25 protein-coding genes are annotated in these 26,377 nt (G+C 63.4%); 5 read left to right on the top strand and 20 right to left on the bottom strand.

Annotated elements, in window-relative coordinates; genetic code table 11:
- Positions 1-15: 15 nt before the first annotated feature.
- Positions 16-339 carry a glycine zipper 2TM domain-containing protein gene (locus AC1VWL_RS09865; RefSeq protein ID WP_405051683.1) on the bottom strand — a complete coding sequence of 108 codons (324 nt, stop codon included), beginning with the start codon at positions 337-339 and terminating at the stop codon, positions 16-18.
- Between the two features lie 239 nt (positions 340-578).
- On the opposite strand from AC1VWL_RS09865, the gene AC1VWL_RS09860 reads away from it, so the two are divergent.
- Together AC1VWL_RS09860 and AC1VWL_RS09855 are read left to right on the top strand one after the other, a co-directional pair.
- Positions 579-1,502: a M14 family metallopeptidase gene (locus tag AC1VWL_RS09860; protein WP_482986552.1), complete on the top strand. Its 924-nt coding sequence runs from the start codon at positions 579-581 to the stop codon at positions 1,500-1,502.
- 248 nt (positions 1,503-1,750) lie between these two features.
- On the top strand, positions 1,751-2,503 hold the full coding sequence (locus AC1VWL_RS09855) for a transporter (RefSeq protein WP_481534520.1): 753 nt from the start codon (positions 1,751-1,753) through the stop codon (positions 2,501-2,503).
- Between the two features lie 9 nt (positions 2,504-2,512).
- Here AC1VWL_RS09855 and phaZ7 read toward each other — a convergent pair whose 3' ends face one another.
- Both phaZ7 and AC1VWL_RS09845 read right to left on the bottom strand, forming a co-directional pair.
- The gene (gene phaZ7 / locus AC1VWL_RS09850; RefSeq protein WP_482986551.1) at positions 2,513-3,652 is read right to left on the bottom strand and encodes an extracellular native short-chain-length polyhydroxyalkanoate depolymerase PhaZ7; all 1,140 of its coding nucleotides are present in this window, start codon (positions 3,650-3,652) and stop codon (positions 2,513-2,515) included.
- A gap of 106 nt (positions 3,653-3,758) precedes the next feature.
- A complete protein-coding gene (locus tag AC1VWL_RS09845) occupies positions 3,759-4,664 on the bottom strand; it encodes a LysR family transcriptional regulator ArgP (RefSeq protein WP_282265371.1) in 906 nt (301 codons plus the stop codon).
- Positions 4,665-4,797: 133 nt separating this feature from the next.
- Here AC1VWL_RS09845 and AC1VWL_RS09840 point away from each other — a divergent pair, with 133 nt between their 5' ends.
- A complete protein-coding gene (locus tag AC1VWL_RS09840) occupies positions 4,798-5,433 on the top strand; it encodes a LysE/ArgO family amino acid transporter (RefSeq protein WP_282265376.1) in 636 nt (211 codons plus the stop codon).
- Between the two features lie 201 nt (positions 5,434-5,634).
- Here the strand turns inward: AC1VWL_RS09840 and AC1VWL_RS09835 are convergent, their stop codons facing one another.
- Together AC1VWL_RS09835 and AC1VWL_RS09830 are read right to left on the bottom strand one after the other, a co-directional pair.
- Positions 5,635-8,370, bottom strand: coding sequence for a bifunctional diguanylate cyclase/phosphodiesterase (locus tag AC1VWL_RS09835; protein WP_482986550.1), 2,736 nt, complete (start codon positions 8,368-8,370; stop codon positions 5,635-5,637).
- Between the two features lie 298 nt (positions 8,371-8,668).
- On the bottom strand, positions 8,669-9,478 hold the full coding sequence (locus AC1VWL_RS09830) for a carboxylesterase family protein (RefSeq protein ID WP_482986549.1): 810 nt from the start codon (positions 9,476-9,478) through the stop codon (positions 8,669-8,671).
- Between the two features lie 104 nt (positions 9,479-9,582).
- On the opposite strand from AC1VWL_RS09830, the gene AC1VWL_RS09825 reads away from it, so the two are divergent.
- The gene (locus AC1VWL_RS09825) at positions 9,583-9,873 is read left to right on the top strand and encodes a hypothetical protein (protein ID WP_482986548.1); all 291 of its coding nucleotides are present in this window, start codon (positions 9,583-9,585) and stop codon (positions 9,871-9,873) included.
- Between the two features lie 87 nt (positions 9,874-9,960).
- Here AC1VWL_RS09825 and AC1VWL_RS09820 read toward each other — a convergent pair whose 3' ends face one another.
- The 15 genes from AC1VWL_RS09820 to AC1VWL_RS09750 all read right to left on the bottom strand — a co-directional run bounded on the left by AC1VWL_RS09820 (position 9,961) and on the right by AC1VWL_RS09750 (position 24,574).
- Positions 9,961-10,899, bottom strand: a complete 939-nt coding sequence (locus AC1VWL_RS09820) for a SphA family protein (RefSeq protein WP_481534524.1) — start codon at positions 10,897-10,899, stop codon at positions 9,961-9,963.
- An 87-nt stretch (positions 10,900-10,986) separates the two neighbouring features.
- Positions 10,987-12,291: an MFS transporter gene (locus AC1VWL_RS09815; RefSeq protein ID WP_482986547.1), complete on the bottom strand. Its 1,305-nt coding sequence runs from the start codon at positions 12,289-12,291 to the stop codon at positions 10,987-10,989.
- A gap of 285 nt (positions 12,292-12,576) precedes the next feature.
- Positions 12,577-14,220: a thiamine pyrophosphate-binding protein gene (locus tag AC1VWL_RS09810; protein ID WP_482986546.1), complete on the bottom strand. Its 1,644-nt coding sequence runs from the start codon at positions 14,218-14,220 to the stop codon at positions 12,577-12,579.
- Between the two features lie 71 nt (positions 14,221-14,291).
- Positions 14,292-15,785 (bottom strand): aldehyde dehydrogenase, encoded by a 1,494-nt coding sequence (locus AC1VWL_RS09805; RefSeq protein ID WP_482986545.1) that lies wholly within the window; start codon positions 15,783-15,785, stop codon positions 14,292-14,294.
- The gene (locus tag AC1VWL_RS09800; protein ID WP_482986544.1) at positions 15,782-16,588 is read right to left on the bottom strand and encodes an aspartate dehydrogenase; all 807 of its coding nucleotides are present in this window, start codon (positions 16,586-16,588) and stop codon (positions 15,782-15,784) included. Before AC1VWL_RS09800 ends, AC1VWL_RS09805 begins: the two co-directional genes overlap by 4 nt.
- Before the next feature lie 94 nt (positions 16,589-16,682).
- A complete protein-coding gene (locus tag AC1VWL_RS09795; protein WP_482986543.1) occupies positions 16,683-17,477 on the bottom strand; it encodes an SDR family oxidoreductase in 795 nt (264 codons plus the stop codon).
- Complete coding sequence (locus tag AC1VWL_RS09790; RefSeq protein ID WP_482986542.1) at positions 17,474-18,337, bottom strand: alpha/beta fold hydrolase; 864 nt, start codon at positions 18,335-18,337, stop codon at positions 17,474-17,476. The genes AC1VWL_RS09795 and AC1VWL_RS09790 overlap by 4 nt, the downstream gene beginning before the upstream one ends.
- Positions 18,338-18,348: 11 nt before the next feature.
- The gene (locus AC1VWL_RS09785; RefSeq protein WP_481534531.1) at positions 18,349-18,870 is read right to left on the bottom strand and encodes a cupin domain-containing protein; all 522 of its coding nucleotides are present in this window, start codon (positions 18,868-18,870) and stop codon (positions 18,349-18,351) included.
- Positions 18,871-19,019: 149 nt separating this feature from the next.
- Entirely contained in the window at positions 19,020-20,225 is a 1,206-nt protein-coding gene (locus AC1VWL_RS09780; protein WP_482986541.1) for an NAD(P)/FAD-dependent oxidoreductase, read from the bottom strand.
- Positions 20,222-21,175 carry a VOC family protein gene (locus AC1VWL_RS09775; protein WP_482986540.1) on the bottom strand — a complete coding sequence of 318 codons (954 nt, stop codon included), beginning with the start codon at positions 21,173-21,175 and terminating at the stop codon, positions 20,222-20,224. Before AC1VWL_RS09775 ends, AC1VWL_RS09780 begins: the two co-directional genes overlap by 4 nt.
- 97 nt (positions 21,176-21,272) lie before the next feature.
- The gene (locus AC1VWL_RS09770) at positions 21,273-22,067 is read right to left on the bottom strand and encodes an IclR family transcriptional regulator (protein ID WP_482986539.1); all 795 of its coding nucleotides are present in this window, start codon (positions 22,065-22,067) and stop codon (positions 21,273-21,275) included.
- 13 nt (positions 22,068-22,080) lie between these two features.
- Positions 22,081-22,851: an SDR family oxidoreductase gene (locus AC1VWL_RS09765; RefSeq protein WP_481534535.1), complete on the bottom strand. Its 771-nt coding sequence runs from the start codon at positions 22,849-22,851 to the stop codon at positions 22,081-22,083.
- Positions 22,848-23,894, bottom strand: coding sequence for a Rieske 2Fe-2S domain-containing protein (locus AC1VWL_RS09760; RefSeq protein WP_481534536.1), 1,047 nt, complete (start codon positions 23,892-23,894; stop codon positions 22,848-22,850). The genes AC1VWL_RS09765 and AC1VWL_RS09760 overlap by 4 nt, the downstream gene beginning before the upstream one ends.
- A 36-nt stretch (positions 23,895-23,930) precedes the next feature.
- Positions 23,931-24,239 (bottom strand): recombinase-like helix-turn-helix domain-containing protein, encoded by a 309-nt coding sequence (locus AC1VWL_RS09755; RefSeq protein WP_481534537.1) that lies wholly within the window; start codon positions 24,237-24,239, stop codon positions 23,931-23,933.
- The gene (locus AC1VWL_RS09750) at positions 24,236-24,574 is read right to left on the bottom strand and encodes a non-heme iron oxygenase ferredoxin subunit (RefSeq protein ID WP_481534538.1); all 339 of its coding nucleotides are present in this window, start codon (positions 24,572-24,574) and stop codon (positions 24,236-24,238) included. The genes AC1VWL_RS09755 and AC1VWL_RS09750 overlap by 4 nt, the downstream gene beginning before the upstream one ends.
- A gap of 711 nt (positions 24,575-25,285) precedes the next feature.
- Here AC1VWL_RS09750 and AC1VWL_RS09745 point away from each other — a divergent pair.
- On the top strand, positions 25,286-26,302 hold the full coding sequence (locus AC1VWL_RS09745) for an HDOD domain-containing protein (RefSeq protein ID WP_482986538.1): 1,017 nt from the start codon (positions 25,286-25,288) through the stop codon (positions 26,300-26,302).
- Positions 26,303-26,377: the final 75 nt, after the last annotated feature.

Genomic DNA, 26,377 nt, shown 5'->3' with positions numbered 1-26,377 from the left:
AGGGTGCTGGATCCGTCAGCGATAAACCCGTTCGCAGCGGGTCTCGACCACTCGCTGGCCGTTGCGCTCCTGGTTGCGGCCCTGCACGTTGCGGCCGACAAGGCCGCCGGCTACCGCGCCGCCCACCGTGGCGAGCTTGCGGCCATTGCCTTTGCCGACCTGGTTGCCGAGCAGGCCGCCGACCACAGCACCGGTGGCGGTGCCGGCAACCCGGTTCTGGTCGCGCGCATTGTTGGCTACCTCAACCTTGTTGCAGACCACGCGGCTACCGTCGTTGAAGCGGCGGCCTTCATCGCGGGGGCCATAGGTCTGTGCGTTGGCGCCGGCGGAGAGAAGCATTGCACTCGCGGCAACGGCCGAGGCCAGGGTGATATGAAACTTGCCCATGTCGGTACTCCTGTTATTGGCAGCGCAGTTTTGCGCCAATGTGCGTCCAGCCTGCACCCACGCAGTGAAATCCGAGGTGAAAGGTGACTAGCGCAATTGAGCCTGCGTTCATGCAATCCGCCGTGCAGCCTGAAGCTTCCTCGGCTTGGGTGTACAGTGCGCGCCATCCTCCGTATTGAAGAGATCTGCGCATGAGCATTGATGCCGCTTTCTATCCCATTGGTACTCCCGGTAAGCCATGGGGCGAGCAGGAGCGCGCGCAGTGGCTGGAACAGCAGCAGGTGCAGCGCAGCTATGCAGATGAGGTGTTGAAAAAAATCGACGCGCTGCGTGATCGGTTTGAGGTGACGCAATACGGCGAGCTGGATTACCCATCGGGCCGTTACCCGCTGTTTGCGATCCGCAGCCAGAACTGGGACGAGGCCTTGCCGGTGATGTTGGTCACCGGTGGCGTACACGGTTATGAGACCAGTGGTGTGCAGGGCGCGCTGCAGTTCGTCGATCAGCATGCGGACAGCTATGCCGGCCGCTGCAACCTGCTGGTCGCCCCCTGCGTCAGTCCGTGGGGTTATGAGCGTATCCAGCGTTGGAATGCATCGGCGCTGGATCCGAACCGCTCTTTCGTGGACAACAGCCCGGCACAGGAATCGGCAGCGCTGATGGCCTTGGTCGCCCCCTTGCAGGGGCGTGTGCTGATGCATATCGATCTGCACGAAACCACCGACACCGACGAAACCGAGTTCCGTCCGGCGCTGGCCGCGCGCGACGGCAAGCCGTTCGAGCCGGGCGAGATTCCTGACGGCTTCTATCTGGTGGATGACACCGAGAACCGCCAGCCGCTGTTCCAGCAGGCGGTGAATGCCGAAGTCGCCAAGGTGACCCATCTGGCCCCGGCCGACGAGCACGGCGAGATCATCGGTTCCAAGGTGGTGGCCGAAGGCGTGATCGAATACCCCCTCAAGGCCCTCGGCCTGTGCGCCAGTGTCAGCGGTGCGCGCTACACGACCACCACCGAAGTCTATCCGGACAGTGCCAAGGCTACCCCGCAGCAGTGCAATGATGCCCAGGTGGCGGCGGTGATCGGCGCTCTGGATTACGCGCTGGCGCATCGCTGAGGTTTTGGCTCGGCAGGTTTGATGAAAGCCCACCCGGCGCAAGCGGGTGGGCTTTCCATTTGTGGCCTCGCCACCAACCAAAGTGGCGTCCCCGGAGCATCCGTAGCCCGGGCAAGCGAAGCGCACCCGGGAAGCACGCGCCGCAACAGCCCGAACGGGCGATCATGCACCATTGCGCTCTCTGGGCATGCCGGTAGCGCCCATGATCTTTCACATCACCACCCAGCCGCGTATGGAACATGGCGGGCATGAAAACCTCGTCCCTGCTGCTTGCAGTGTTCGCCTTGCCCAGTGGCCAGGCTCAGGCCGAAGACGCACCGGAATTCGACCGTCCAGGCATCGGCTTTTCCACCAGTACGGTTGGCAAGCGCGTCGTTGTCTGGGAGCAGGGCTTGCCCGATGCCAGCCGCGATCGCAGTGCTGGCCTGACCACCACCACATGGACCGCAGACACGCTGTTGCGGGTCGGGCTTGCCGATACGCTGGAGTTGCAGTTCGGCGCAGATAGCTGGAGCGAGCTGCGGCAGCGCGGCCCCGGTATTCGGGTGCAGGACAGCGGCGGCGGCGACGGCAGCGCGGCACTCAAGTGGGCACCAGCGCTGGTCAACGAACAGCTATCAATGGCTTTCAAAGCAGGGGCCAGCCTGCCTTGGGGCAGGGCACCGCTGGGTGATGCGGGGCATGACTACGACCTGGGCATGACGGTGGCATGGGCGCTGCCGCGCGAGAGCAGCCTGGCGTTCTACATCGACCGGCAATGGGGCGATGGTGGCAATGGCTGGTTGTTCTCGCCCAGCTATGGTTTCGCCTTGCGGCCGCAGTTGTCGGCCTATGTCGAAGCCGGCTACGGCACCGGCGCGCAGTACATGCGTGCGGCCGGTGCCGGTGTGACGTGGATGGTGGGCCCGCGCGTGCAACTGGATGCATCGTTCCTGCGCGGGCTGGATGCCGACACCACCGATTGGCAAGGCGGCGTCGGCGTGTCGATGTCCTTCGATTGAGAGCGTGGTTCAGCGATTGACCGCAGGGCCGTATACGCCGCTGTAGCCAGCTGCGCAATTACTGGTGCAGTCGCTGGTGAGCATGTTGCGCACGATTAGGCCGGCGTTGTTCTTCGAGCGGAAATGGCCGACGCCGCTGCTGGTGTCGCCGCCGCCGAAGTTGTAAGGGCTGCCATCGCTCCAATCCCAGTCGAAGCTGTAGGCGCTGCTGCCTGCGCCGATGTCGACCTGCGCATAGACATTGGTGTCGCTGTTGAACAGTGCGCCATCGGCACAGCCGGCGCTGTAGCTGGTGGTGAAGCAATGCACCTGGTCACGCGAGCCGGCGGTGATGGTGTAGAAACGGATGCCGGTGTACGTGGCCGGGAACGTGCGCAGGCTGCCGCTGCCACTGCCGGTCCAGCGGTTGTAACCGTAGTAGGCAACGCCGGTGCTCGGGTACAGGCCGAAGGTGTAGTAGTTGTACGGGAAGACATAGGCCTCGGCGTTGCAGGTAGGCGCCAGGGTCGATTGATAACCGGTGCTGCGGCAGGTCTGCAGGCCGCGCAATCCGCCAGCGATATTGATGAAGCGGCGCACGCTGCCTTGGTTGGCGTTGTACTTGATCGAGGCCAGGGCCATGGTCGCGCCCAGCGAGTGGGTGACGATGTCGACCTGGCTCTTGCCGGTATAGGCCTTGACCTTGTCGATGAAGGTCTTGATCGTCTGATAGGTGGCCGGTGCGTGGTAGTTGTACTGCGGCGCCGCGCGCTCGCTGGCGCTGAGGTAGGTGATGCCGAACAGTTCGCAGTCGTTGTAGCCGGCAGCCTTCAGTTCGGCGTAGATCGAGCGCGGCGGGGTGCTGTAGCCGGCGACTGCGCCGGCTGGCATGTCGAAGCTGATGGCGCTGTCGCCATTGCCGGGAATGAACACCACCGGAGTCTTGCTGGCGGTACAGCTGCCGCCACCAAAGCCGCCCTGGCCGACACCGGGATTGAACCCGCCAGCGTATTGGTTCGCCGTGCCGGTGCAGGTGTAACCGTTGTTGCTGCCGCACTCCAGGGCCTTGGCGCTGGTGGGTGCCAGCATCAACATGGCGCCCGCCAACGGCGCGGCCAAGGCGCTGAGCAGCCACGAGGAAGTGACGGGGACAGATCGTTTGCTCGACATCTGGCGGCTCCGGTAGGTGTGCGGGTTGATCCATGCAGCATCCGCCCGGGCCGCCGGGGCAGGCAGTGTCCTTTAGGGAAACTTGCAGTGCAGCACAGGCCCCGCGTTATCTGCGCTTGCGTATCAGCATGGCCGAGGCCTGCAGGATGGCGCGGGTCAGCAAGGCCATGGTTTTGACCTCGCCCTTCCAGTGCTGCCAATACAACGGCACGTCCTCCCAGGCGCGCGCCTTGACGTAGACCAGGCGCCCGCTCTCCAGGTGCCGGCGCACCAGTGGCAGCGGGTTCATGGTCCAGCCCAGTCCGCCGAGGTTGGCGTGGACGAAGGCGCGGGTGGAGGGGATCCACCAGGTCGGCGCATTGTGCGGCTGTTCGACCCCGGCCAGACGGCGTGCATAGCGGGCCTGCATGTCGTCCTTGCGGTTGAATACCAACACCGGTGCCTGCGCCAGCGCCTGTGCGGTCACGCCCTTGGCGAAATGCCTGGCATGGAACTCGGGGGTGCAGGTGGCGGCGTAGCGCATGCTGCCCAGCGCATGGATCTGGCAGCCCTGCACAGGCTCGGACAAGGTGGTGACCGCACCCATCACCGCGCCCTGGCGCAGCAGGGCAACGGTGTGGTCCTGGTCTTCGGTGTGCAGGTCCAGGGTGGTGGAGGTGCTATGGGAGAAATTCTGCACCGCCTCCGGGAACCAGGTTTCCATGCTGTCGTGGTTGACCGCGACCGGGATGCTGGCGCGTGGCAACTCGGCGTCGCTGAGGCCGATGCGCTCGAAGGCGTCGCGCTCGAGCAGCGCGGTCTGTTCGGCCAGCTGTACCAGCACCTGGCCCTCCGCTGTTGCCTCGGTGGGGATGGTGCGCTTGATCAGCAGTTTGCCGACCCTGTCCTCCAGCGCCTTGATCCGCTGCGATACCGCCGAGGCGGTGACGTTCAGCGACAGCGCCGCGCGTTCGAAGCTGCCTTCGCGGATGACGGCGGCCAGTGCCCGCAACTGGGCATGATCGATGCGCATATTAAGTTCTGCTAATGATGGTTAACGAAGTTTAGCTCTACTTTTCATTGCTGCATTGCGACAATTACCGCGTCCGGACGTACCGGTGGGTTCTCCCGCTGCGTCCTTCCCCCATGTAGCAAGGTTTTTCCTCATGTTTTCGGTTATTTCCGCCCAAGCTGCCGGCAGTGCCTGGCTCAGTGGTGCCGGTATCGGTATCGGTCTGTTCGCCATCGTCGGCGCGCAGAGTGCGTTCATCCTGCGCCAGGGGATCATGCGCCAGCACGTGATTCCTATCATTGCTACCTGCTTCGCCATCGATGCGGTGTTCATCATGGCCAGCGTGGCCGGCCTGCGGCAGCTGACCGCTCAGCTGCCGTGGCTGACAACCGTCCTGCTGTGGGGCGGTGTTGCCTTCCTGACCTGGTATGCGGCGCAGTCGGCGCGGCGTGCGGTGGCCGGTGGCGGTGGCATGAAGCTGGATGACAACGGCGAGCAGTCGTTGCGTGCAGCCCTGATGGCGGCGGCCGGTTTCTCGATCATCAACCCGCATTTCTGGCTGGACATGATGGTCATTGGTTCGATCGCCGACAACTTCGGCGAGTCGCGCATGGCGTTCGCCATCGGTGTGGTGACCGCCAGCGGTGTGTGGCTGACGGTGCAGGGCCTGGGCGCGCGGATGCTGGCGCCGTTGTTCACCAAGCCCTCCACCTGGCGCATTCTGGACGGCACCATCGCCGTGATCCTCAGCGTGCTGGCCTTGACCCTGGCGATCCGCGGGGTCAACTGAGGCCAGGCTTCATCCGGTCGTTTTGGGGGCGGCCGGGTCATACCCGGACCCGGTCGGATCGACGCTTTGGCAGTCGCATCAATATCGCCCGGGCAAGTGCAACACACCAGGCAGCAGAAACCTGCCGTTCTCCCAGACTGACCGGCAACAGGCCCGGGTAAGTTGTGCTTACCCGGGCTGCGGCCTTGCAAGCGTTGGCGGCTAGGTGGCCGGGTTCCAGCGTGCCGGCCACTGGAGGATGAAATCCTCCACCTTTGCCAACGGCATTGGTCGTCCAAACACATAGCCCTGGCCCTCGGCACAGTGCTCTTCCTTCAGCTGGTCCAGTTGCGCCTGGGTTTCGACACCTTCGATGGTGGTGCTGATGCCCAGCTTTTCGCACAGGTGCGATACCGCGCCGATGATGGCGCTGCCCTGGCTTTGTTCACCCAGGTCGCGGACGAAGGACTTGTCGATCTTGACCTTGTCGAACGGGAACGCGCGCAGGTAGCCGAGCGAGGAGTAGCCGGTGCCGAAGTCGTCCATCACGATCGATACGCCGGCCTTCTTCAGTTGCAGCAGCTGTGCAGACGCGGCCTCGATGTTGGTGATCAGTGCGTTCTCGGTGATCTCCAGTTCCAGCCGTGCCGGCGCCAGCCCGGTTTCTGCCAATACCTGCTCGACGCCTTCCGCCAGATCGGGCTGGGCCAGCTGCGATACCGACAGGTTCACCGCGATCTTCATCTGCTCCGGCCACTGGCTGGCATCCCGGGCGGCCTGGCGCAGCACCCATGCGCCCAGCGGCAGCATCATGCCGATGTCTTCAGCCAAGGCGAGGAACTCACTGGGTTCAAGCAGGCCACGTTGCGGGTGATTCCAGCGCAGCAGCGCTTCAAAACCGGCGACCTGGCGCAGGCGCAGGTCCACCAGCGGCTGGTAGTGCAGCTCAAACTGCTGTTGCTGCAGGGCCGCGCGCAGTTCGGTCTCCAGCTGCCGGCGGCGCTGCATGCGCGTATCCATTTCCGCCTCGAAGAAACGGTAGCAGCTGCGGCCCTCGTCCTTGGCCCGGTACAGGGCCAGATCGGCGTTGCGCATCAAGGTGTCGGCGGCGTTGGCATGGTTGTCGATCAGGACGATGCCGATGCTGGTGCTGATGGCGAACTGGTGGTTCTCCAGTTCGACACTGCGGCCCAGTTCTTCCACCAAGCGCGCAGCCAGCGTGGCGGCGGCCTCAGGCATGCGGCTTTCCGATGCCATCAGGATGGCGAACTCGTCGCCCCCCAGTCGCGCGACCAGGTCATTGCCACGTACGCAGCCGAGGATGCGCTGGGCGACTTCCTGCAGCAGGCGGTCGCCGGTGGGGTGGCCGAGGCTGTCGTTGACGTCCTTGAAGCGGTCCAGGTCGAGCAGCAACAAGGCGCTATGGTGTCCGCGACGGGCGGCGATCAAGGCCTGGTCGAGCTTCTCGAACAGCATGGTGCGATTTGGCAATGCGGTCAGCGGATCGTGCTGGGCCAGGTAGGCAATGCGAGCCTGCGCCTGCCGCCGCGCGTCCACGTCCTCCAGCACGCCGGCCCAACTGCTCAGGCTGTGGCCGATGCGGGCACCGCGGGCGCGTAGCCAGCGCCACTTCCCGTACAGATCCAGTACCCGGAACTCCACGTCCAGCGAGGCCGCTTTGGTGGCGGTGAAACTCTGCTCCAATGCGATTTCTATCTGTGGCAGGTCGTTTTCGTTGACCCGGCGCAGCCAGCCCTTGCCGAGCGCATGGTCATCGGGTTGGCCGGTCAGCTCGCGCCAACCGGTGGCCGAGAGCACCGTTCCATTGCGATCGGATTGCCACAGCACCAGAGCGCCGGCCTCGGCGACGGCGCGGTAACGCTGCTCGCTGGCCTTGAGGTCACGGGTCAGGGCGCGCGCTTCATCGGCGCTCTTCTTCAATGCATCGACAGTGCCGCTGAGGCTGCTCTGCAGGCTGCGCACTTCGCGGATGTTGGACGGGTGTGGATCGGGCAGGGGGGCGAGGTTGTCGACGACGCCATGGCTGCGCTGGACCAGGGCGCGGATCGGCAGCAGGATGCTGCGGGCGATGGCGTTGGCCCAAAGCAGGGCGATCACGGCTGCGACGATGCCACCGAGAATGATCCCGAGCAGCGGTTGTAGCCAGCGGGCCTGGAAGCTCTGTTGTGGTTCTCCCACCACCAGCGTCCAGCCCGGTGCGGCCTGCAGCCTGTGGAAGGCGAAGATCACCGGCGTGCCTTCCTTGCTGCTGGCATCGATCAGCCCGTGTTGGCCGCTGCTGCGCTGCAGCGTCCGCCAGTCGGGCACCTGCTTGCCGATGTAACGTTCCGGCGAAAGCGATCGCGCGGCAATGACGCCGTTGTTGTCGACGACCGCAGCCAGCAGCTGCTGGTCGTTGCCGCTGCCCATGATGCTGGCGATCAGGCGATTGGAGGGCTGCACCATGGTCAGGACGCGGGTGCTGCCGGGCTCCTCGAAGGGCAGGGCGATCGCCACTTCCGGGGTGCTGGTTCTGGCGTTGGTGAACAGGTTCGAGACCTGCACCTTGCCTTCGCGACGTGCGTCGTACAGCAGTCCGGTCGGCAACGTACGGGCATCCTCGCTGTCGTCCTGGATAAGTCGGATATCTGGATTCTCGCGTGCCCATGCCTGCAGCTCGGGCGCTGTCTCGCGCAACTGGGGTGCCAGCAGCGATAGCAGGCGCAGCTGGTTGACGTTGTCCTCGATGCCTTGATCCACGCCGCGCGCAAGCGCGGTGGCGGTTTCCTGCAGACGCTGCTCGGAGCTTTGGCGGTAGTCGCGCGCCGCATTCCATACTGCGAAAGCGCCGATCACCAGCAGCGGCAGCAGCGTGGCCAGAATCAGAAGGTGCAACCGGGAATGCAGACCACGGGTGCGCGGCAACGGGTCCAGCGTTGCCGATGCGTTAGTTGCCAAGCGTGAGTCTCCGGTTTCCATTCCAGCTTAGCGCATTACACCGCTTTACCTGCAGGATTGCAGGCATGGTGTGGCCCTTTCATGGCGCGAACTCCGTGTACCTGGGAGCAGGATGATGCGGGAAGTATTGCCTGCAACTGTCCGATTTCTGCCGTGCAGGACAGGTGTAGGAGGATCGGTGGATGTGTGATTTCAATCACGCTACCACGGTTCGGTTCCGCGAGCGTGCAGGCCGGCTGCGCAGCGGCCCGGGCCTGGGTATGAGGGGGGGCGTTGCGCCCCCAGGCAGCTGGGACGGTCAAGGCCGCTGTTGCCTGAACAACCACTCCCACATTGCCGGATTGCGGTAGGTTGGGTCCCAGGCGTTGTGGTGAACGTCGGGGTACTCGGTGTAGCGGAAGTTCGCGCCTGATCGCTGGCTGGCGGCGGCGATGGCGCGGTCGTCAGTGGTGGGCACCAGTTCGTCCAAGGCGCCGTGGAATATCCAGATGGGGACATGGCGCAGGCGGGTGGCGGTGCTCTGGTAGGGGTCCTGCTCCGTCGCAACCTGGTCGACCATCAGTCCGGGTCGGTCGGCACGTGGCGCGCGTAGCGCACCGCATATCGGCACCAGCGCGGCGAACTGGTCGGGGCGGGTCAAGGCCAGCTCCCAGCTGCCGTAGCCGCCCATCGAAATGCCACTGAGATAGATCCGTCGCGGATCAGCTGCGAACTCGGCGCTGGCCGCGTCCAGCACGGCCAGCGCCATGCGCGCATTGCGGCCGCGCCATTCCTCACCCTCCGGTACCTGCGGAAATACCACCAGCGCCGGGAAGGTATCGCGATTCTGCGTAAGCCATGGGCCCACGCCGGCCAGCGTTGGCTTGAGTCCATCGTCGCCACGCTCGCCCGAGCCATGCAGGAACAACAACAAGGGACGGGCGCCGGCAGCGGTTGCGGAGGTGGCCGGCACGAACACCTGATAGCGGAATTCACGGCCTTCAAAGCTCAGTTGGCGGGCAACGAACTGGCCTTGTGCCTGGGCACTGGCGTTTGCAGTTGCGGCAGGCACAGTGCTGCAGCCCAGCAGCAGGATCGACAGGAAAAGCGATGTCAGGGTACGAACCATGGTGCCGGACTCCGTTGTGAACGGCGCTAGCCTAGCGTGATTGGGCCTGTGCCAGAATGCCTGCCGAAGCATCGCTGGTGCGGTGGGAGTTATTGGAGTGGTGCATGAGGAAGGTGCTGATCGTTGTGTTGGCGACACTGCTGGCTGCTTGCAGCCAGGGGCTGAGCGGAACCTGGAGCGACGGCATGGGGCTGGTGAGCTACACCTTCGCGTCCGATGGCAAGGTCACGGTGCAGACGCTGGGTAAGTCACAACGGAGCCACTACAGGCGTGAGGGTGACAGGCTGAAAGTGGATGCGGCGGACGGCAATGGCGAAGCCTTGGAGTTCACCGTCAACGAGGATGGTTCGCTACAGGGGCCGATGGGCGTACGTCTGCACAAGCAGGAGGAATAAGCTGATTCCGTTGCCGTGTGTCCGTGCCAGCGGCTGTACGCCCGAACCCCGCCGGGTCAGGGCGTAGAGCCACCTGCGCCTATCACTTCAGCGCCACACGTACATGTAGCGCAGGACCAGCTGTGAGCCTGCGGCGCGGTTCCTGGCCAAGCCTTCGGCGTAGGCATTGCCGATGAAACGGTGCGGCCCGCCGCGCCACTGCACGCCCGGGCCGATGCCGAACAGGCGTTCCCTCGAGTCGGCTTGGGCATGGCCATTGATGCGATCCGCACTGGTCTGCTGCAGCTGATACATGGCCGCGCCCACCCGCCAGTGCGCATTCAACGCATAGGACGCACTCAGGTTGTAGTGAAATGCCTGGCCAGGTTGCACACGCCGGACCGGTTCACCGAAGGCAGTTTGCAGGCGAGTTTCCGGATCGTTGCTGCTGCCATTCCACAGATACATGAAGCGGCCACTGATTTCCCATGCGTCGCTGCCGCGCCAGGTGAAGGCGTAGTACGGATTGAAGCTGTAGTAGTCGGCGCCAGCATTGACCGTGGCATCGCGATCGTAGTGGCCAATTGGCAGCGTCACCCCCAGTGCAAGCCGTGAGTCAAGCCGCCTGCCCAGCAGGCGCTTGTCTCGCCACTGCACATAGCCGCCGATACCGGGGTTGCTGATGCCGCTGCCGCGCATGTGGGCTGGGCCAAGTTCGAGATCAAGGTCGAGCAACGGTACGATGACCTCGGCACCAAGATTGCCACCAAAGGCTTGCTGTGGACTGGTGTAGGCGTAGTGCAGGCGGGCGATCCAGAGCGCGCGATCGTAGTTGATCGGGCGCTTCTCGCCACTGGCGTCATAGCTGCGGTTGGCGTCAAAGCGGCTGTTGCTGGTCTGGAAGAAGTGGCCTATGCCGCCGCCGCCGTCCTCGAAACTGGTCGCGCCGGTATTCACCCCCGGCAGGGCGAGGTCCGCGGCGTGGACGGGTGATGCGATCAGCAGCATTGCGGTAAAAAACACAGGCAGGCGAGTGCGATCTTCCATGCTTGATGCTCCTTGTGGACGGTGGCATAGCGGTGAGGTTCGTGCTTTCGTGCGCCGTTGACTGGCAGCGATAGGGGCTTCGCAGCCTCAGGTTTTGCGGGGGGAGGTCTGCGATGTCGGCATCGCACGCGCTGTTGCGCTGCGGCGTTCGCGTAACCACAGCGCCCAGCCGCAGATCAGGATCACCAGTTGGGTGCCGATGAGTACGGCAAACCCCGCGCTCAAACTTGCATGCTGCGAGGCACCGCTGTCAGACATCAGCATCATCACCTTGCCCATCACCAGTGGCATGAACGCGGATACCAACGCACCGGTTCCGTTGGTGATGCTCATCGCGCTGGCCACGTGCTGTGGCTGCGAGTAGTACTGCACGGTGCTGGGCAAGGGCGGGGTCTGGATGCCGCAGAATACGCCTGCAACCACCAGACTCACCACCGCCAGGTACTTGTCGTTGACGTTGAGCGCAGTGAGTACCGCCATGGCAACGCCGACGCTGCCAACCACGAAGATCAGCGGTACCTGTCTGCGAGGAATACGATCGATGACAAAGCCGCTGAGCAACACGCCGACTATCATCGCGTACTGCGGCAGCGAACCGAGCCAGCCCATCTCGCGCAGGGCGAAGCCGCGTGCTTCCTTGAGGTAGGTGGGCAACCAGCTGACGCTGCCCCAGAGGTAGGCCAGGTAGGCGGCGGTCAATAGTGTGATCATCAGCAGGTGCCGTGTCTGCAATGCACCGCTGAATATCTGTCGCACCTGCGCGACCATGTCACGCACCGAGTCGAGGCGTTGCTGGTAGACCGCCAGCTTGGGCATATGGATGTAGGCAAGCACCAGCGGCAAGCCGATCAGCAGGTTGATCAAGCCAAGCACGTGGAATGCACCCTGCCAATCGAGCATGGCGATCAGGCTGCTGATCAGCGGCATGCCGATGGCCAGTCCCAGGCCCGTTCCCATGTTGACCAGGGAGTTTGGCTTGCCGTTCTCATGGCCTTCGAAGTAGGCCTTGATGTAGGAGGAGGCCAGGCCGAACAGCGGCCCTTCGGAAATACCCAGCAGTACGCGCGAGAGCAGCAGCATCGCGTAGCTGTCGAATGAAGGCGACAGCAAGGTGACACCTCCCCACAGGATCAGTCCGAGTATCAAGCTGCGACGCACTCCGAGCAGTGCCGCGCAGAAGGGCGTCAGCACGAACGCCGACAGCCCGTAGCCAACCATGAACGCGGTGCTGAGCGCTGCCTGGCTGGCACGGTCCTCGGCGACCATGCCGAAGTGCTGCAGAAACTGCATGTCCGTGACCATCAACGCGATATTCATGCGGTCGATGAATGAAATGGCGACGATCACCAGTAGCGTGGTGACGCCGAACCAGCGTGCACTTCGTGCTTGCATTGCACTTCTCCTTTGCGTTGGTGGCGCATCTCGCGTGACAGGGGAACAGCTGGCAGCTGCGTTTGTGTTGGTAGATTCCGGGCAGTGCTGCGCAAGCTGTGCGAGTTGTGATCGCATCTCGAAAGCTGTGTAGCCTTCATTTGGCTGGCGACCTCAGGTTGCCCGTGTGCTGCCGGAACAAGTGTGTTCGGGCAGTACGCCGCTGCAGCTGGCGGACTGTCTCCAGTGTGGGCAACGCGTGGTGCGCGGGCGTTGTTGGGGTAACACCGCCGCCGCAGCGCTGTTTCAGTACAGTTTCTTCTGTGGCGGACCGGAGAAGTGCAACGGCCCGATCGCATCCATATTCACTTCCACCAATGCTGGCCCGGGGTGGGCGATGGCCGCGTGCAGCACGGCATCGAAGTTGCTGCTGTCGTCCAGCTTCCACGCGCGCATGCCCATCGCTGCAGCCAGTGCATGGAAATCGGGTGCATGCAGCTGGTTGTAGTACTGGCGGTCGCCGAAGTACTTCTGCTGTATGCCGCGCATCACTCCGTAACCACCGTCGTTCATGATCAGGAACACCACGTCCAGTTGCTCCTGCACAGCGGTGGCGAATTCGCCGATGTTGAGCATCAGGCCGCCATCGCCGATCAGTGCCAGGACCTTGCGCTGCGGGTTGGCGATGGCGCAGCCGATGGCGGTAGGCAGGGCCAGCCCGATCGCGCCAGCCAGTGAATGGATGTTCTGCAGCGGTTGCTGGAAGTTAAGCAGGCGGCTGCCCCAGGTACTGCCGGACATGGTGATGTCGCGGACAAAGATGCCGTCATCGGGCAGCGCACTGCGTACCGCATCCGACAATGTTGCGTAAGGGCCAAGTTGCTCGCGCAAAGCGTACTCTGCGGCGATGGTTGCCGAGCAGATGTCGTGATCGCGTAGCGGGTCGTGCTTGGGCGTCGGCTGCAACGCATCGGCCAGCAGCCCCAATACCTGTGCGCAGTCACCTAGCACGAAGGCCTCCATCGGGTAGCTGCGGTTGCAGGCCGCGGGGTCGATGTCGATCTGCACGCGCTTGGTCGTCAGCGACAGGCTGTAGGTGGCGGTCTCGTTGCTGCGCAGGCGTGAGCCGGCCACGATCAACAGATCGCTCTCCGCCAGCAGGCGGGCGACGTCGGTGGCGTTGTGGAATGCACGCAGGCTGCGCGGGTGGCTGTCCGGCAGGATGCCGCGACCGTGGGTGCTCGATACAACCGGAACACCCAACTCGGCCAAGCGCAGCACCGCACCGGTGGCGCCTATGGCGCCGCCACCTACCCAGAGCATCGGGCGTTGGGCTTGCTGCAGTCGCGTGGCCAGGTCCGTCACTGCAGCGACATCGAGTGCGGGAATCGGCAGCGGCAGGCGTTGGATGCTGCACGGCACTTCGATCCTGGCGGCCTGTACATCGATGGGAATTTCGATGCTGACCGGCCCTGCCGGCAGGCGCATTGCCTCCTGGATGGCACGCTGGGTGATGGCGACCGCCTGTTCGGGATGCAGGATGCGGAATGCTGCCTTGGAGCAGCCGCGCAGCAGACTCATCTGGTCGCGGGTTTCGTGGATGAAGCTGGCATCGCGGTCCAGGTACTCACGTTCCACCTGGCCGGTGATATGCAGCAGTGGCGTGCCGGCATTGAGTGCCTCCATCAACGCGCCGGCAGCGTTGCCGGCACCCGCGCCGGTGCTGGTCAAGGCGACGCCCAAGCCACTGTGACGGCCGTGCCCATCGGCCATCGCGGCAGCGCCGGCTTCGCCCCGCGCGGGGACGAAGCGGATCCTGCTGCGTCGGCCAATGGCGTCGGCCACGGGCAGATTGTGGATGGAGATGACGCCAAACACGGCATTTACACCATAGGCTTCCAACACGCGGACAATGGCTTCGGCAACGGTAATGCGTTCGTTGCTGTCCATGTACTTTGGCTCCGCGTGGAGGCCTGCATCAGTGGAAGGTGTGATCTGCTCGGTTGTCATGGCTTCGCTGCTCATCGGCTCCATCCCATTGGGGTACGTTCAAGTCCCAGATAAATGCTCTTCTGCTGCATGTAGGCCAGCAGGCCCTGGCGGCCTTTTTCGCGGCCCAGTCCACTCTCCTTGAAGCCACCGAACGGTGTTGAGATGGAGAATTTCTTGTAGGTGTTGATCCACACCGTTCCTGCCTGAAGGCCTTTGGCAAGGTGCAGGGCGCGGCGGTAGTCACTGGTCCAGATACCGGCTGCCAGTCCAAACACGCTGTCGTTGGCCTGTGCGATCAAGGCGTCTTCGTCGTCGAAGGGCTGTGCGATCAGGACCGGGCCGAATATCTCCTCGCGGCAGGCGCGGGCGTTCGCGGGCAGGTCTTCGATCAGGGTAGGCAGGTAATAGCTGCCCATGTCCAGGTTGCTGTCAGCCGGGGCGCAACCGCCAAAGCGCAGGCGGCCACCGTCGCCCAATGCGGACGCTACATAAGCGGCGACGCTGTCGCGATGGGCATGGCTGATCAAGGGGCCAATGTGCACACCGTCGTGCTCGGGATGGCCAATGCGCAGGCCACGCGCAACTTCCTCCAGACGCTCGATGAAGGAGGCGTAGCGGGAGCGGTGCACAAATAAACGGGATCCTGCGATACAGGCCTGCCCTGCCGAGCTGTAGATGCCGTAGGCAACACCTTGAACGGCCAGTTCGATGTCGGCGTCGTCGAGCACGATGGTCGGAGATTTGCCGCCAAGCTCAAGCGAGGTCGGAATCAGCTTGTCGGCGGCAACATGCGCAAGATGGCGGCCGGTGCTGGTGCCGCCGGTGAAGGATATCTTGCGCACCAGCGGATGCCGGGCAATGGCCTCGCCGATGATGGAGCCTCGCCCGGGTAGCACGCTGAGCAGGCCGGCGGGCAAACCGGCTTGTTCAAACAGCCGGGCCAGCGCCAATGCTGCCAGCGGTGTTGCTTCGGCGGGTTTGAGTACCACTGCGTTTCCAGCAGCAAGGGCCGGCGCGATCTTCTGCATCTCGCTGGCAATGGGGGAGTTCCACGGCGTTATCGCGCCGATCACGCCGATCGGCTCGTAGCAGCTGAAGCTGATGAAGTCCGCGCTGCGAGGGCTGGGAAGTTCGCCATCCAGGGTTTCGCAGACAGCGCCGAAGTAGCGCGCCGTGGCTGATGCGCTGTCCACCAGCGCCCTGGATTCTGCCAGCGGCTTGCCGTTGTCTCGGGTCTGCAGGCGTGCAAGCGGTTCGCGCTGGGCGGCTATCAGGTCGGCGACGCGGTGGAGGACTGCCGCACGTTGGTGCGCCGGTTGCTCCCGCCACGCCGGGTTGCGCCACGCAAGCTCGGCACCGTTTATCGCGTACTCGACATCGTTGAGGTCGGCTGCATGCAGTTGCGCATTGATGCTCTGGTCGGCAGGGAATAGTGAGCGCATCAGCGTGCCGCCACCCTGGCGCCATTGCCCGCCCACCGGGATGTCATGTTCAATCAGCGGTGCCACGTTGTGGATGCTCATGCCAGCGGCTCCAGTAGCTGCCGGCAAGCGCGTACCGCACTGAGCGCAGCCAGCATCGATGTCTTCGGATTGCCGGGGAGCGGATGCGCGGCCAGCTCGATCGTCATCTCGCCGAAACCGCCGCGCGCATGGATGCGGTGGGTGTTGCGGCGGGTGTGTGGGTCCACCATGAGCAGCACCCGGGTCGCGTCCATGCCGATGCCATTGAGCGCGATGGTCGCAGCCACGTTCGCGTTTGCAGGGAAGGCATGTGCCGCCTCGCCGGCGGTGCCCTCGAAGAACACGGTGGGTTCGGTGACACTGTCGAGGTTGATCATCTGTTCGGCGGCCGAACCGCGCCAGCTGGCAGTTCCCTTGCGTGAGATGTAGACCACTTCGTCCAGGCCGGCTTCACGAGCAGCGGCGAGTCCATCCATGCCGGCGACGGCGCCGGAGAGCAGCTGCAGGGTCGCACCACCACTGCGAGCGGCGTGTAGCAGCTGCTGGTAGAGCGTTGTGTCGGCCAGTGCGCCTACCGAGACTACGGCCAGCCGCCATCCGCGTTGCAATGCAGGAACGCCATGCTCGGAAAGCGCTGCATGGCCGGCGCATTCCAGGACCAGGTCCGGTACCGCGTCCAACTGTTTGATATCCTCAAGCACAGCGATGCCCCGTGGTTCCAGTTCAGCGGCTATGTCTCGTCTGAACTCAGCGGGGACGATCACCCAAGCCACGCTTACGCCATCGGGCAAGCGCGCGACGACTTCACGCGCCATGGCGCCGTAGCCGATCAACAGGATGCGTTTACTGCAGGTGCGGGTCATTGCGGGAGAGCTCCTTGTGAAACCGGATTTCAGATCGAGCGGCGGCCATCACGAAACGAGGCTGTTGGGTTTGGGCCACGCGGCTGACGGCGGCTTAGACCTGGCGGTTGAAACCACCGGACACATCGATGCAGCTGCCGGTGGTGTAGGAAGCCAGCGGTGATGCCAGGAAAAGCAGGGCACGCGCGGGCTCATGCGGGCGACCCATGCGGCCCATGGGGATGCCGCGTCGCGCGGCGATACGAGCGGTCCAGTCGTTCCAGTCCAGATCGGTGTCACTGCGGCTTTCATAGCGGCGCCGCCATTGGCCGGACTCGACCATGCCCAGCAGGATGGAGTTGACCCGGATTCTTTTGGCAATCAGCTCCTGTGCCAGAGAATGGGTGAGGTTGAGCAAGGCGGCGCGGGCAGCGGAGGTGGCAATCATGTGCGGCTCCGGCTGCAGTGCCAATAGCGAGTTGACGCAGGTCACCGAGGCGCAGTCACTGACTTCCAGCTGCGGTAGGAAGGCCTGCAATGGATGCAGGACACCGAACAGCTTGAGCCGCGTTTCGTCAAGCCAATCCTCCTCGACGGTCTCGGCCAGCGAAGCTACGCGGCCCTGGCCGGCGTTATTGATCAGCATGTCGGTGCCGCCAAAGCGCGCATGCACCGCATTGGCGAAGTCGTGCATGGTGGCGCGGTCGAGAACATCGCCGCTGTAGGCCAGCAGCTCGGCATCAGGATACTCACGGCGGAGCTTGCTTTCGGCCTCTGTCAGTCGTTGCGCGTCACGGCCGCAGAAGGCCACGCGTGCACTGTGCGCCAGCAGCAGGCGGACGGTCTCCAGTCCAATGCCGGATGAGCCGCCGGTGACTACCGCAGTGCGTCCCTGGACTTCGAATTTCATGGTGTTCCTTTGGCAAGGGGTATGCCGCGCGCGGCTTCCAGCACGGTTTTGGCGAAGGACGCAGGAGCGTCCAGGTAGCAGGCGTGGCCGGCACCCGGCAGCAAGCGCAATGGGGCCTTGAGGCGTAGTGCCAGAGCGCTGACGTCAGCCGGTGGGGTGATCTTGTCCATGTCACCGCTGACCACACGCGTGGTGCCGGACCACTTCGTCAGATAACGCCAGATGTCATCGTGAGCCAGCATTGCGCAGGCCTGCCCGAAGCCGGCTGGGCGCAGGCGCCGCATTGAGTCCTGCACGGCCGACAGGGCTTCAGCGGCGGGATGCGGGCGCAACAGACCCGGGGCACGTTGCAAGGCGTACTCCTCAGGGCCCAAGTTGGCCAGCAGTTGTACCCGCTCACTGCACGCACGCGTGCGTGCAGCCGCGGGTGCATTGGCATAGCCTTGGGCGGGATCTGCAAGCAGCAGCACATGCACATGCTGCGGATGGGCGGCCGCATAGGCGGCTGCCATCATTGCTCCCAACGAATGCCCGACAAGTACGAACCTGTGCAGACCAAGCGCATCCACAAGACCGTGCAAAGCATTGGCATAGTCGCTTGCCTTGGGCTGCGGTTCGGCCAGGGCATCACTATCGCCGTAGCCTGGGGCATCCCAGGCAATGACCCGTACACGCTGCGTCAGCAGCGTCGACAGCAGCTGCCATGATCCAGCGCCGGAACCAATGCCATGCAGCAATACCACCGCGGGCCCACTGCCGCATTCGCGAAAGCTGATTCTGCGTCCTGCCACGATCTGGCAGCGTTGCTGCCAGTGCAGCGACTCGCTGGGCGAGGCGATACGGGATGCGCTAGCTGACATTGCTGTTGGCCTCAGTTGCGCTTGATCTTGGACAGCGGGTGATCCACCGGATAGGTCGGTATGCGCGGTTTGGGCGAGCCCAGCATCACGCACATCAGGGCTTCTTCCTGGCCGTGGTTGAACAGGCCGCGGTAGATGCCCGGCGGGATCGAGATGAGGTCGCGCTCGGTCAGTTCGGTTTCGAAGCGTTCGCCGTTTTCCTCCAGCGTCAACATGATCTTTCCACGCAGTATGAAAAACACCTCTTCGACATCATCGTGCAGGTGCAGCGGACCTTCGCACTGGGCTGGGAGCACCATCGTCGAGAATGTGAAGCTGTCCGAAGGGACGGTGTTGTTGTCCGCGCCAACGCCGGTTGCACCGGTACCCATGTAGCGCATCTGTGCACGCCGGTACTTGGGGTCGAAATCGGCCTGGAACTTCAATGCGTCCCAGTCATAGCTGCGGCTCTGGTAGCGCGCGATACGCGGCTGCATGCGCTCATCAAGACTGACGGTGCTCTGTGCGCGTATAGCGACGTCTGGCTTACTCATTGTCGATCTCCATGTCATTCAACAAACGGTGGCCGGCATGTCGTCGTCGGAGGGTGCCGGGTTCTCCCAGCGCTGATCGCTGGGCAAAGCGCTGCCGGGCCCGCTGTGCGCGAGCACGTCAATAGGTGTTGTTCGACGGCGGCGCGCGGTCAGCGCAACGTCATCAAGTCATAGTTCGGGTTGGCCAGGTCACTGGCATTCAATGGGCGTGAGGTTGCCATCCAGCGTCGCCCGAGCTTGATGGCGCGCGGGTCGCTGAAGGCGACCATGTGTTGCAGACGACTCTGCTTGTCAAGTTGGAAGTAGATGTCCCGGCCATCGGCGCTGGCGCGGTGAACGCTGATGTTGTGCTGCGAGTGCAGGCCGAGGATCTGGATGTTCATGCCGTGCTGATCGGACCAGAGCCAGGGAACGTCGTCGTAATTTGCGTCCAGACCCAACAGGCCGCGGGCCGAGGCAATGCCCTGGTTCTGCGCGTTGGCCCAGGACTGCACGCAGAGCCCGTGTACCGGATGCTGGGCAACATCGCCTGCTGCGTAGATGGCCGGATCGCTGGTGCGGCCACTGCCATCCACGACGATGCCGTGGTCGACCTTCAGGCCAGCCGCCTGTGCCAGCTCGGTATTGAGTTGTGCGCCAGCGCCAACCAGTACCGTGTCGTAGACAAGTGCATCGGCTTCTGTGCGCACCTCCACACCCTGAATTGTTTGCGTGAGAGACAGATCGCCGCATTGCAGTCGCAAGGTGATGTCCTGCTCGCGATGCAGGCTGGCCAGACGCTCGGCAACGTCCGCACCTATGCTTCGACCACACAAGTGTGTTCCGCGCTCGTAGATGACGACTTCGATGCTGCGCGTACGCGCCATCGCTGCAACTTCCAGTCCAATCCAGCCGCCACCAACGATGGCCATGCGCCGGCAGCTGTGCAAGCGCTGGCGCAGCAGGAGTGCATCATCTGCGCTGCGTAGCACGACGACGCCTTCAAGCTGCGCCCATTGGGGATCAGGCAGGCGTGGGCGGCTGCCGGTAGCAAGCAGGAGCCGGTCGTATGGCAGTGAAGTTCCGTCATCCAGAATCACGTTCTGCGGCTGCCGTTCGATGACGCAAGCGCGACGCGGTCGGTGCCAGTGCAGGTTCAGCGCGTCAATCGTGTCCTGTGGGAACAGACGCAACTGCGCCGGCTCGCGCTCACCGCTCAACACATCCTTGGACAACGGCGGGCGCTCGTAGAAGTCGTGCGGTTCATCGGCGACCACACTCAGGCGCTGGGCATAGCCCAGGTCCCGCAGCGTCTTTGCTGCCCAACCCGCTGCCTGGCCGCCGCCGACGATGACTATGTCGCGAATAGTGTTCATGCGACGGGCACTTCCCTGGCGCGGAGTTGGCGGCGGGTGTTGGCATCAATGCCGCCTTCGACTGCCCACTCGGTGAATGATTCAACCGAGTGTTGCAGTTCGCGTGGCGTCCACGCTTCGGTCAGGTGATCTTCATTGGTGTAGAACTCGAAAGCGCCGCCGGTTGGGCTGCGCACATACCAGAAGTAAGCAGAGGAGATCGGGTGTCGGCCGGGGCCGAGGAAGGTAGCCCAGCCAGCACGGCTCATCGCCAGTCCGCCGCCGAAGACTTCCTGGATGTCGCGCACGGTGAAGGCGACATGATTGAGCCCGCGCGCCTTGCCCGGGCGGTGCAGCAGGAACAGGTCATGGTGGCCGGCGCGGGCGGAAACGCGCAGGAAAACGCCGCGGCCGACATAGCGGTCGGAGACCTGGAAGCCAAGTTTCTCGCGGTAGAAACGCTCCACGGACTCAAGTTCATCGACGAAGAACACCGCATGACCGATGCCAATTGGCGTTGCTCTCTCGTATACCGGGCTGGGTTGATCCACGCGCCGCACATCCCCCCATTGGTTGATCGGTGGCGAGGGTTGCAGTTCCACCGGACGTCGGGTGCTGAGCCGGAACTGCAGGGTCATGCCATTGGGGTCACGACAGCTGACACCTTCGGCATCAAGCGAGTAGCCCGGTTGCCCAACCAATGCTTCGGCCAGGTGCTGCAGGGCTGTTGCGGAGGCGACACCCCAGGTTACCCTGCGCAGGGTGGATCCAGGCTCGATGGCCTGGGGCAGCCTTGGATCGTCCAGCGGGTAGAGCGTTACCCGTGAGCCGTCCAGTGTTTCCACGCTGTGGCAGCCATTGCTGCAACGCGCGGAGGCGACTGGACTCAGGCCGAAATCGTTGAGGAAGCGCTCGCAGTCCGCAAGGTTCTCGACTCCAAACTCGTATTCTTCAATACCGATGATCTGCATGACTACCATTCCAAAGGGTGGTGACGGGGCGGTGAGGCCAGCGTGACAGGCAAACGGCGACAGCTATGGGTATCGGTTGGATCCAGCATCGATCCAGCTAGGACGCGTGCAGGAATCCCTCGATTTCGAGCGCGGCTTTCTTTACCTGCATGCTCAACGACAGCTTCAGGTCCGGTGGCAGCACCGAGCGCGGAACCATTACGCTGATCGAGGCCAGTACGTTGCCTTCGCGATCACGTAGCGGATAGGCCACCGATGACACGCCGGGTTGATAGAACGACTCGCTGATGGCGTGGCCGCGAGCGCTGTCGGTGCCAAGCAGGTCGATCAGTTCCTGCGGTGTCTTCGGGCCCTGCTCGGAGGTGAAAGAAAAATTTGGCTCCGGGAACAATGTGCTTACCTCCTGCTCTGGCAGGGACATCAGCAACACCCGGCCGATGGCGGTGCAGTGCGCGGGAAGGCGGGTGCCGACGCCGACGCCCGAACCGATCTCGCCGACCGCGCTTGCCCGCGCGACGTACACGATGTCGCGCCCATCCAGCACGCACAGGTGCGCGGAGTAGCTGCTCGTGTCGCGCAGGCGCTGTATCACCGGCTGGCCGATCTGCACGATGTCCATCGATGACAGATAGTCAAAGCCGAGGCGCAACACGCTGATGCCCAAGCTATAGCCGCCGCTGGCGGTATTGCGGGTGAGGAAACGCATCTGTTCCAGTGTCTGCACCGTGCGGTACACCGAGGCTTTGGGTAGCCCAGTGCGCTGGCAGACCTGGGTGAAGCTGAGTTCACCTCGGTTCTGGCCAAACAGCAGCAGCATGTTCAGGCCCTTCTCCAGCGCCGGCACCATGTAGCGGTTCTGTTCTTTCAGCGATGTTGCCTGGGGCGATAACATTTCCGCCATCCTTCTAGTTGAAAACAAAGCCGCCGTTGACGGGCAGGGTCTGCCCGGTGACGAAATCAGAGAGGTTTGAAAGCAGGTACAGCACCGTGCCGTCGATGTCGGCCGGGAACTGCGCGCGTGGCAGGCTGCGGCCGTTCTGGTACAGCGCGTGACGTTCAGCCGGGACGTACTCGGTGGCCTCGCAGCGGGTCAGGCCCGGCGCAATCGCGTTGACGCAGATGCCGTCGGCACCCAGCTCGCGCGCCATGGATCGGGTCATTGCCAGTACGGCGCCCTTGCTTGCCACATAGGCCAACAGACGCGGTGCACCCCATAGGGCGGTATCGGACGCGAGCATCACGATCTTGCCGTTGCCGGATGCACGCAGATGGGGCAGGGCGGCGCGACTGACCAACCAGGTACCACGGACATTGACCTGCAGCGTTCGATCCCAGACCTCGGTCGCCAGCTCGTCCATCAACGGCCCGCCTATGCCGGTGGCAATGGCGGCGTTGTTGACCAGGCCGTCAATTCCACCCATCAGTCGCGCGGCCTCGGCGACGGCGGCGTCCACGGACGCGGGATCGGCGAGGTCGATCGCCACCGCATCAGCCTGCGCGCCTTCCGCGCGCAACTGCTGCAGCGCGCCGCTGGTATCCAGTACGTCGGCCACCACTACCCGCGCACCGGCGCGGGCAATTGCCGAGGCGAAGCTCAGGCCCAAGCCGCGTGCGGCGCCGGTGACCAGTACCTTGCGTCCGTCCAGCAAGAGGTGTTTGACGACAGCCTTGCTCATGCGTGCGCTGCCTCGTTTGCAGCGGGTGCCAGCGCCGACTGGTGGTCGAGCTGGCGCTCTGCCATCTTCTGCATTGCGCGGCGCACCCGGGTCAGCCCGGCATCATGCGCATAGAGGAACTCCTGGTTGCGTGCCCCGGGAGCGAGGTTCTCCAGAATCAAGCGATCCTGCTCCAGCACGTCCCAGTGCAGTTGCTCCAGGCGCGTGCGGTACATGAAGCGCCAGACATCGCGCTGCCACCCCTGCACCTTGCGGATCCGCCAGAAGAAGACCCGGCAATTGGCCTCGTCCACGGGCACGGTCATGCCCACGATCCAGAACGGACCACCTGGCCCGAACTGCGCTCGATAGGGGATGGATAGACGCAGCCAGAACGCGCCGCTGTGACCAAATTCGACCCAGTCGAAGTTGACGCCGCGCTGGCCGGTTTTCTCGAAGATGAAGCCGGTGTTGGTGGGAACCACCTGCATTTCGGCGCTGCGGTCGCCTTCGGCCATGGAGTGTGAGGCCGCGTGCAGGTAGGCACCGTGCATCGGGTCCATGACATTGTCGATCGCATACTGGTAGCCGCACTGCCAGCCTGCGGTGCACAGGAAGTTGCTGTACTGGGCGCCGTCCTCCAGTTCCTCAGGCAGGAGCAACGGTGGCACCTCGGCCTGCGGATCGAGGGCGAAGTACAGGAAGATCGCGCCATGCCGTTCCTGCACCGGGTAGCTGCGCAGGCACTGGCTGCCTACCAGCGGGCAGGCGCTCACCGCGGGTACATCCCTGACCGTGCCGCTGCCATCGACCTCGACGCCGTGATACCAGCAGGCAATGCGTTCGCCCAGGTTCCAACCCATCGATAAACGTGCGCCGCGGTGTGGGCAGCGATCTTCCAGTGCATGCACGCGGCCGCCGTGATCGCGCCACAGCACGATGTTTTCACCCAGGCGGGTGATGCCCAGCGGGGCATTGGATACTTCCCAGCTCGCGACGACCGGGTACCACAGTTCGCGCAGGCCGCGGCGCAGGTGCGCTTCAATCGCTGTCTTGCTTGCCATCAATGCTCCCTCCCAGGATGCGTTGCGTGTGCAGGATCAATAGCCCAGAGCGGCAAAGGCTTTATGGAACGAGACTTCGGTCCAGGCTTTGCCGCCGGAGTCGTAAACGCCTAACTCGTTGAGCTGCTGGACCAGATCGGCGACCTCGCTGGCACCGTTGCTGAAGGCTTGCTCAAGCGCGTGTACGAGCCGCAGTTCGTGCTCGTTGGCAGCACGGGTACGGGTCTGCCAGACGATGTTGTCGTAGCGGCCGGGCTGCTCGATGGTGCCTGCGCCCGGATCATTGGTAGGCAGCGGCTTCTGCCACTGCTTGAGCTGCGGATTGAAGTCGAGTTGCATACTCATGCGACGTGCTCCAGGCCCGCGTCGATGCTGGACAGATCGATCTGTATGTCCTCGCCCTGCATCCGCAACGGATAAGTGCGCAGGTCACGGCCGCCAGGTTCGCGCAGGCAGCGGCCACTGCGAATGTCGAACACCGCCTCATGCAGTGGGCATTCGACCTTGCCGTCTTCAACGAATCCCTGACTCAGCAGGGCATAGGCATGCGGGCAGACATCTTCCAGGGCGTAGTAATCGCCATTCACCAGGAATATGCCGATTTCCTTGCCAGCGACCTTGGTCGCGAAGGGATATTCGTCGCGTACCTGCGACTGATTACAAACAGTTTTCCACGTCATGTTGTTCTGCCCGCTCATCGGTGTTGAGGGTGAGGTTTTATATTTGAAACTAAATCTCATTACAGAAACTACAATTCAACATAGCAGTCACTGGTTTGGCTGCAATAAGGAAAGTGGCCGTTTACATGTGCTGGTATTCACAGATTCGATACTTGGCGTGTTTTATTTACTTTGAATTTGCGAAGTGGGTGGTGTGTGCCCCGGAGGCTGGCAGCATTGGTTTGACTGGTGAAACTAAATCGCCATTCATATGCCTTGATTCAAGAGGTTCTGCCCTGTTTTGCGTGTTACAAGGCGCCCGTTTGTATTGCGTATTGCGCGCGTGCTGGAACCCAGGGGGCTGGATGCTGGAGGTGCGTATTGGTGATCCTGCGTAGTGCTGGGGAATATCGGTATGGCTGGGTCGGTAAATGACCAAGGCTGCGCAATGTGGGCGCCTGATGGTTTTGAATGAGAACCAATCTGTTCGGTTGAATATAGAATTGGTTATTGCCGGGTTTCTTTGGGATTTGTCTTAAAAGGGGTGGGCTTGAGTAGAAACTGGAGTGGGCTTGGCAGTGTTGTTTTATTCATTCTTGTACTCGCGGCGGCGGTGGGCGCTAAAGGAAGTCGGTTGCGAGCCGATATATAGGGCAGTTCTCCGCGCGGACCCTATCTGTTTCTCTCATGGTGATTATTTCGGCAGTGCTTGCAGCGGTTGTGGTCGGAGGCTTGGTCTGGCTCTGGCTGCGCGGCAATGACGAATCGGCGCAGCCGCAGCGACGCGCGTATTCGATTCCGGCTGCGGGGAAGGACGGCGCCGTGTCCGAGGCCCGCCCGCTGGTCTGCACCGAAGATCTGCAGAGGCGATTTGTGCTCGCTGCGCTAGGGAGCGCCGATGCAGGGGCCGATGAGCTGCGGGTGCAGCGGGCGGTGGTTGATGATGTGGTGGCGGCATTGAGTCGTGCCGACATGTCTTCGCGCTACACGCCACGGCGGCCGAACCTGCTGCCGCAGCTGATCCAGAGCGTCAATGACAGCGCCGCCTCGTCGCGTTCAATCGCCCGCATCATCGGTAGCGATGCGGTATTGGCAGCCACGCTGCTGCGCATCGCCAACAGTTCACTCTATCGACTGCAGCAGCAGGACGTGCAGAGCATTGAGCGGGCGGTGACCCTGATCGGCAACGATGGTATCCGCCAGATCATTTCCGCTGCGCTGGTACAGCCGGTGATGGAGTCGGCCAGGGGAGAGGACGCAGAGTTCGCACGGCTGCTGTGGGAGCACACCTTGCGGGTGTCACTGGCTGCGGCCGATCATGCGCGCAGTGTCGAGCACGAGGACGGGTTTGCGGCACAGTTGGCTGGTTTGCTGCTGGGGCTTAGTGCGGCCATGGCGATGCAGGCAGCCGCAGACGTGCTGGCCAAACCGCCGTTACGCATGCGCGAGCCGGGAACCCTGCTGGAAGTGCTGGCGCGGTGCCGGGTACCTACCGCAGTGCGGATTGCCGAACACTGGAAGTTGTCGGCGCCCATCGTGCAGGCACTCAAGCAGGTGGATGCAGGTGCAGCGACAGGTTTGGCGCGGTCATTGCAGGTTGGTCAACTTGCGGCCAGCGCGGCAATGCTGCATGCGCAGGGTTTGATGAGCGAGGCAGATGCCTGCGCGGCGCTCGCCGTGGAGCTACCCGAGCATGTGGCGATGTGGCTATGGAAGCGCATGCACCAGGCTGATGGCGTGCAGGAATGAAGTGTCCAGGCGAGGGCGACGCGGGCTGGGGCGGCCTCTCCGTCGGTCGCAATGCGGTTGCTGCTATCCGACATG

It is taken from the genome of Stenotrophomonas sp. STEN063 (genome assembly GCF_056854515.1).
Note: the sequence above shows the minus strand (reverse complement) of the source record. Positions and strands in the feature narration are given on the sequence as shown.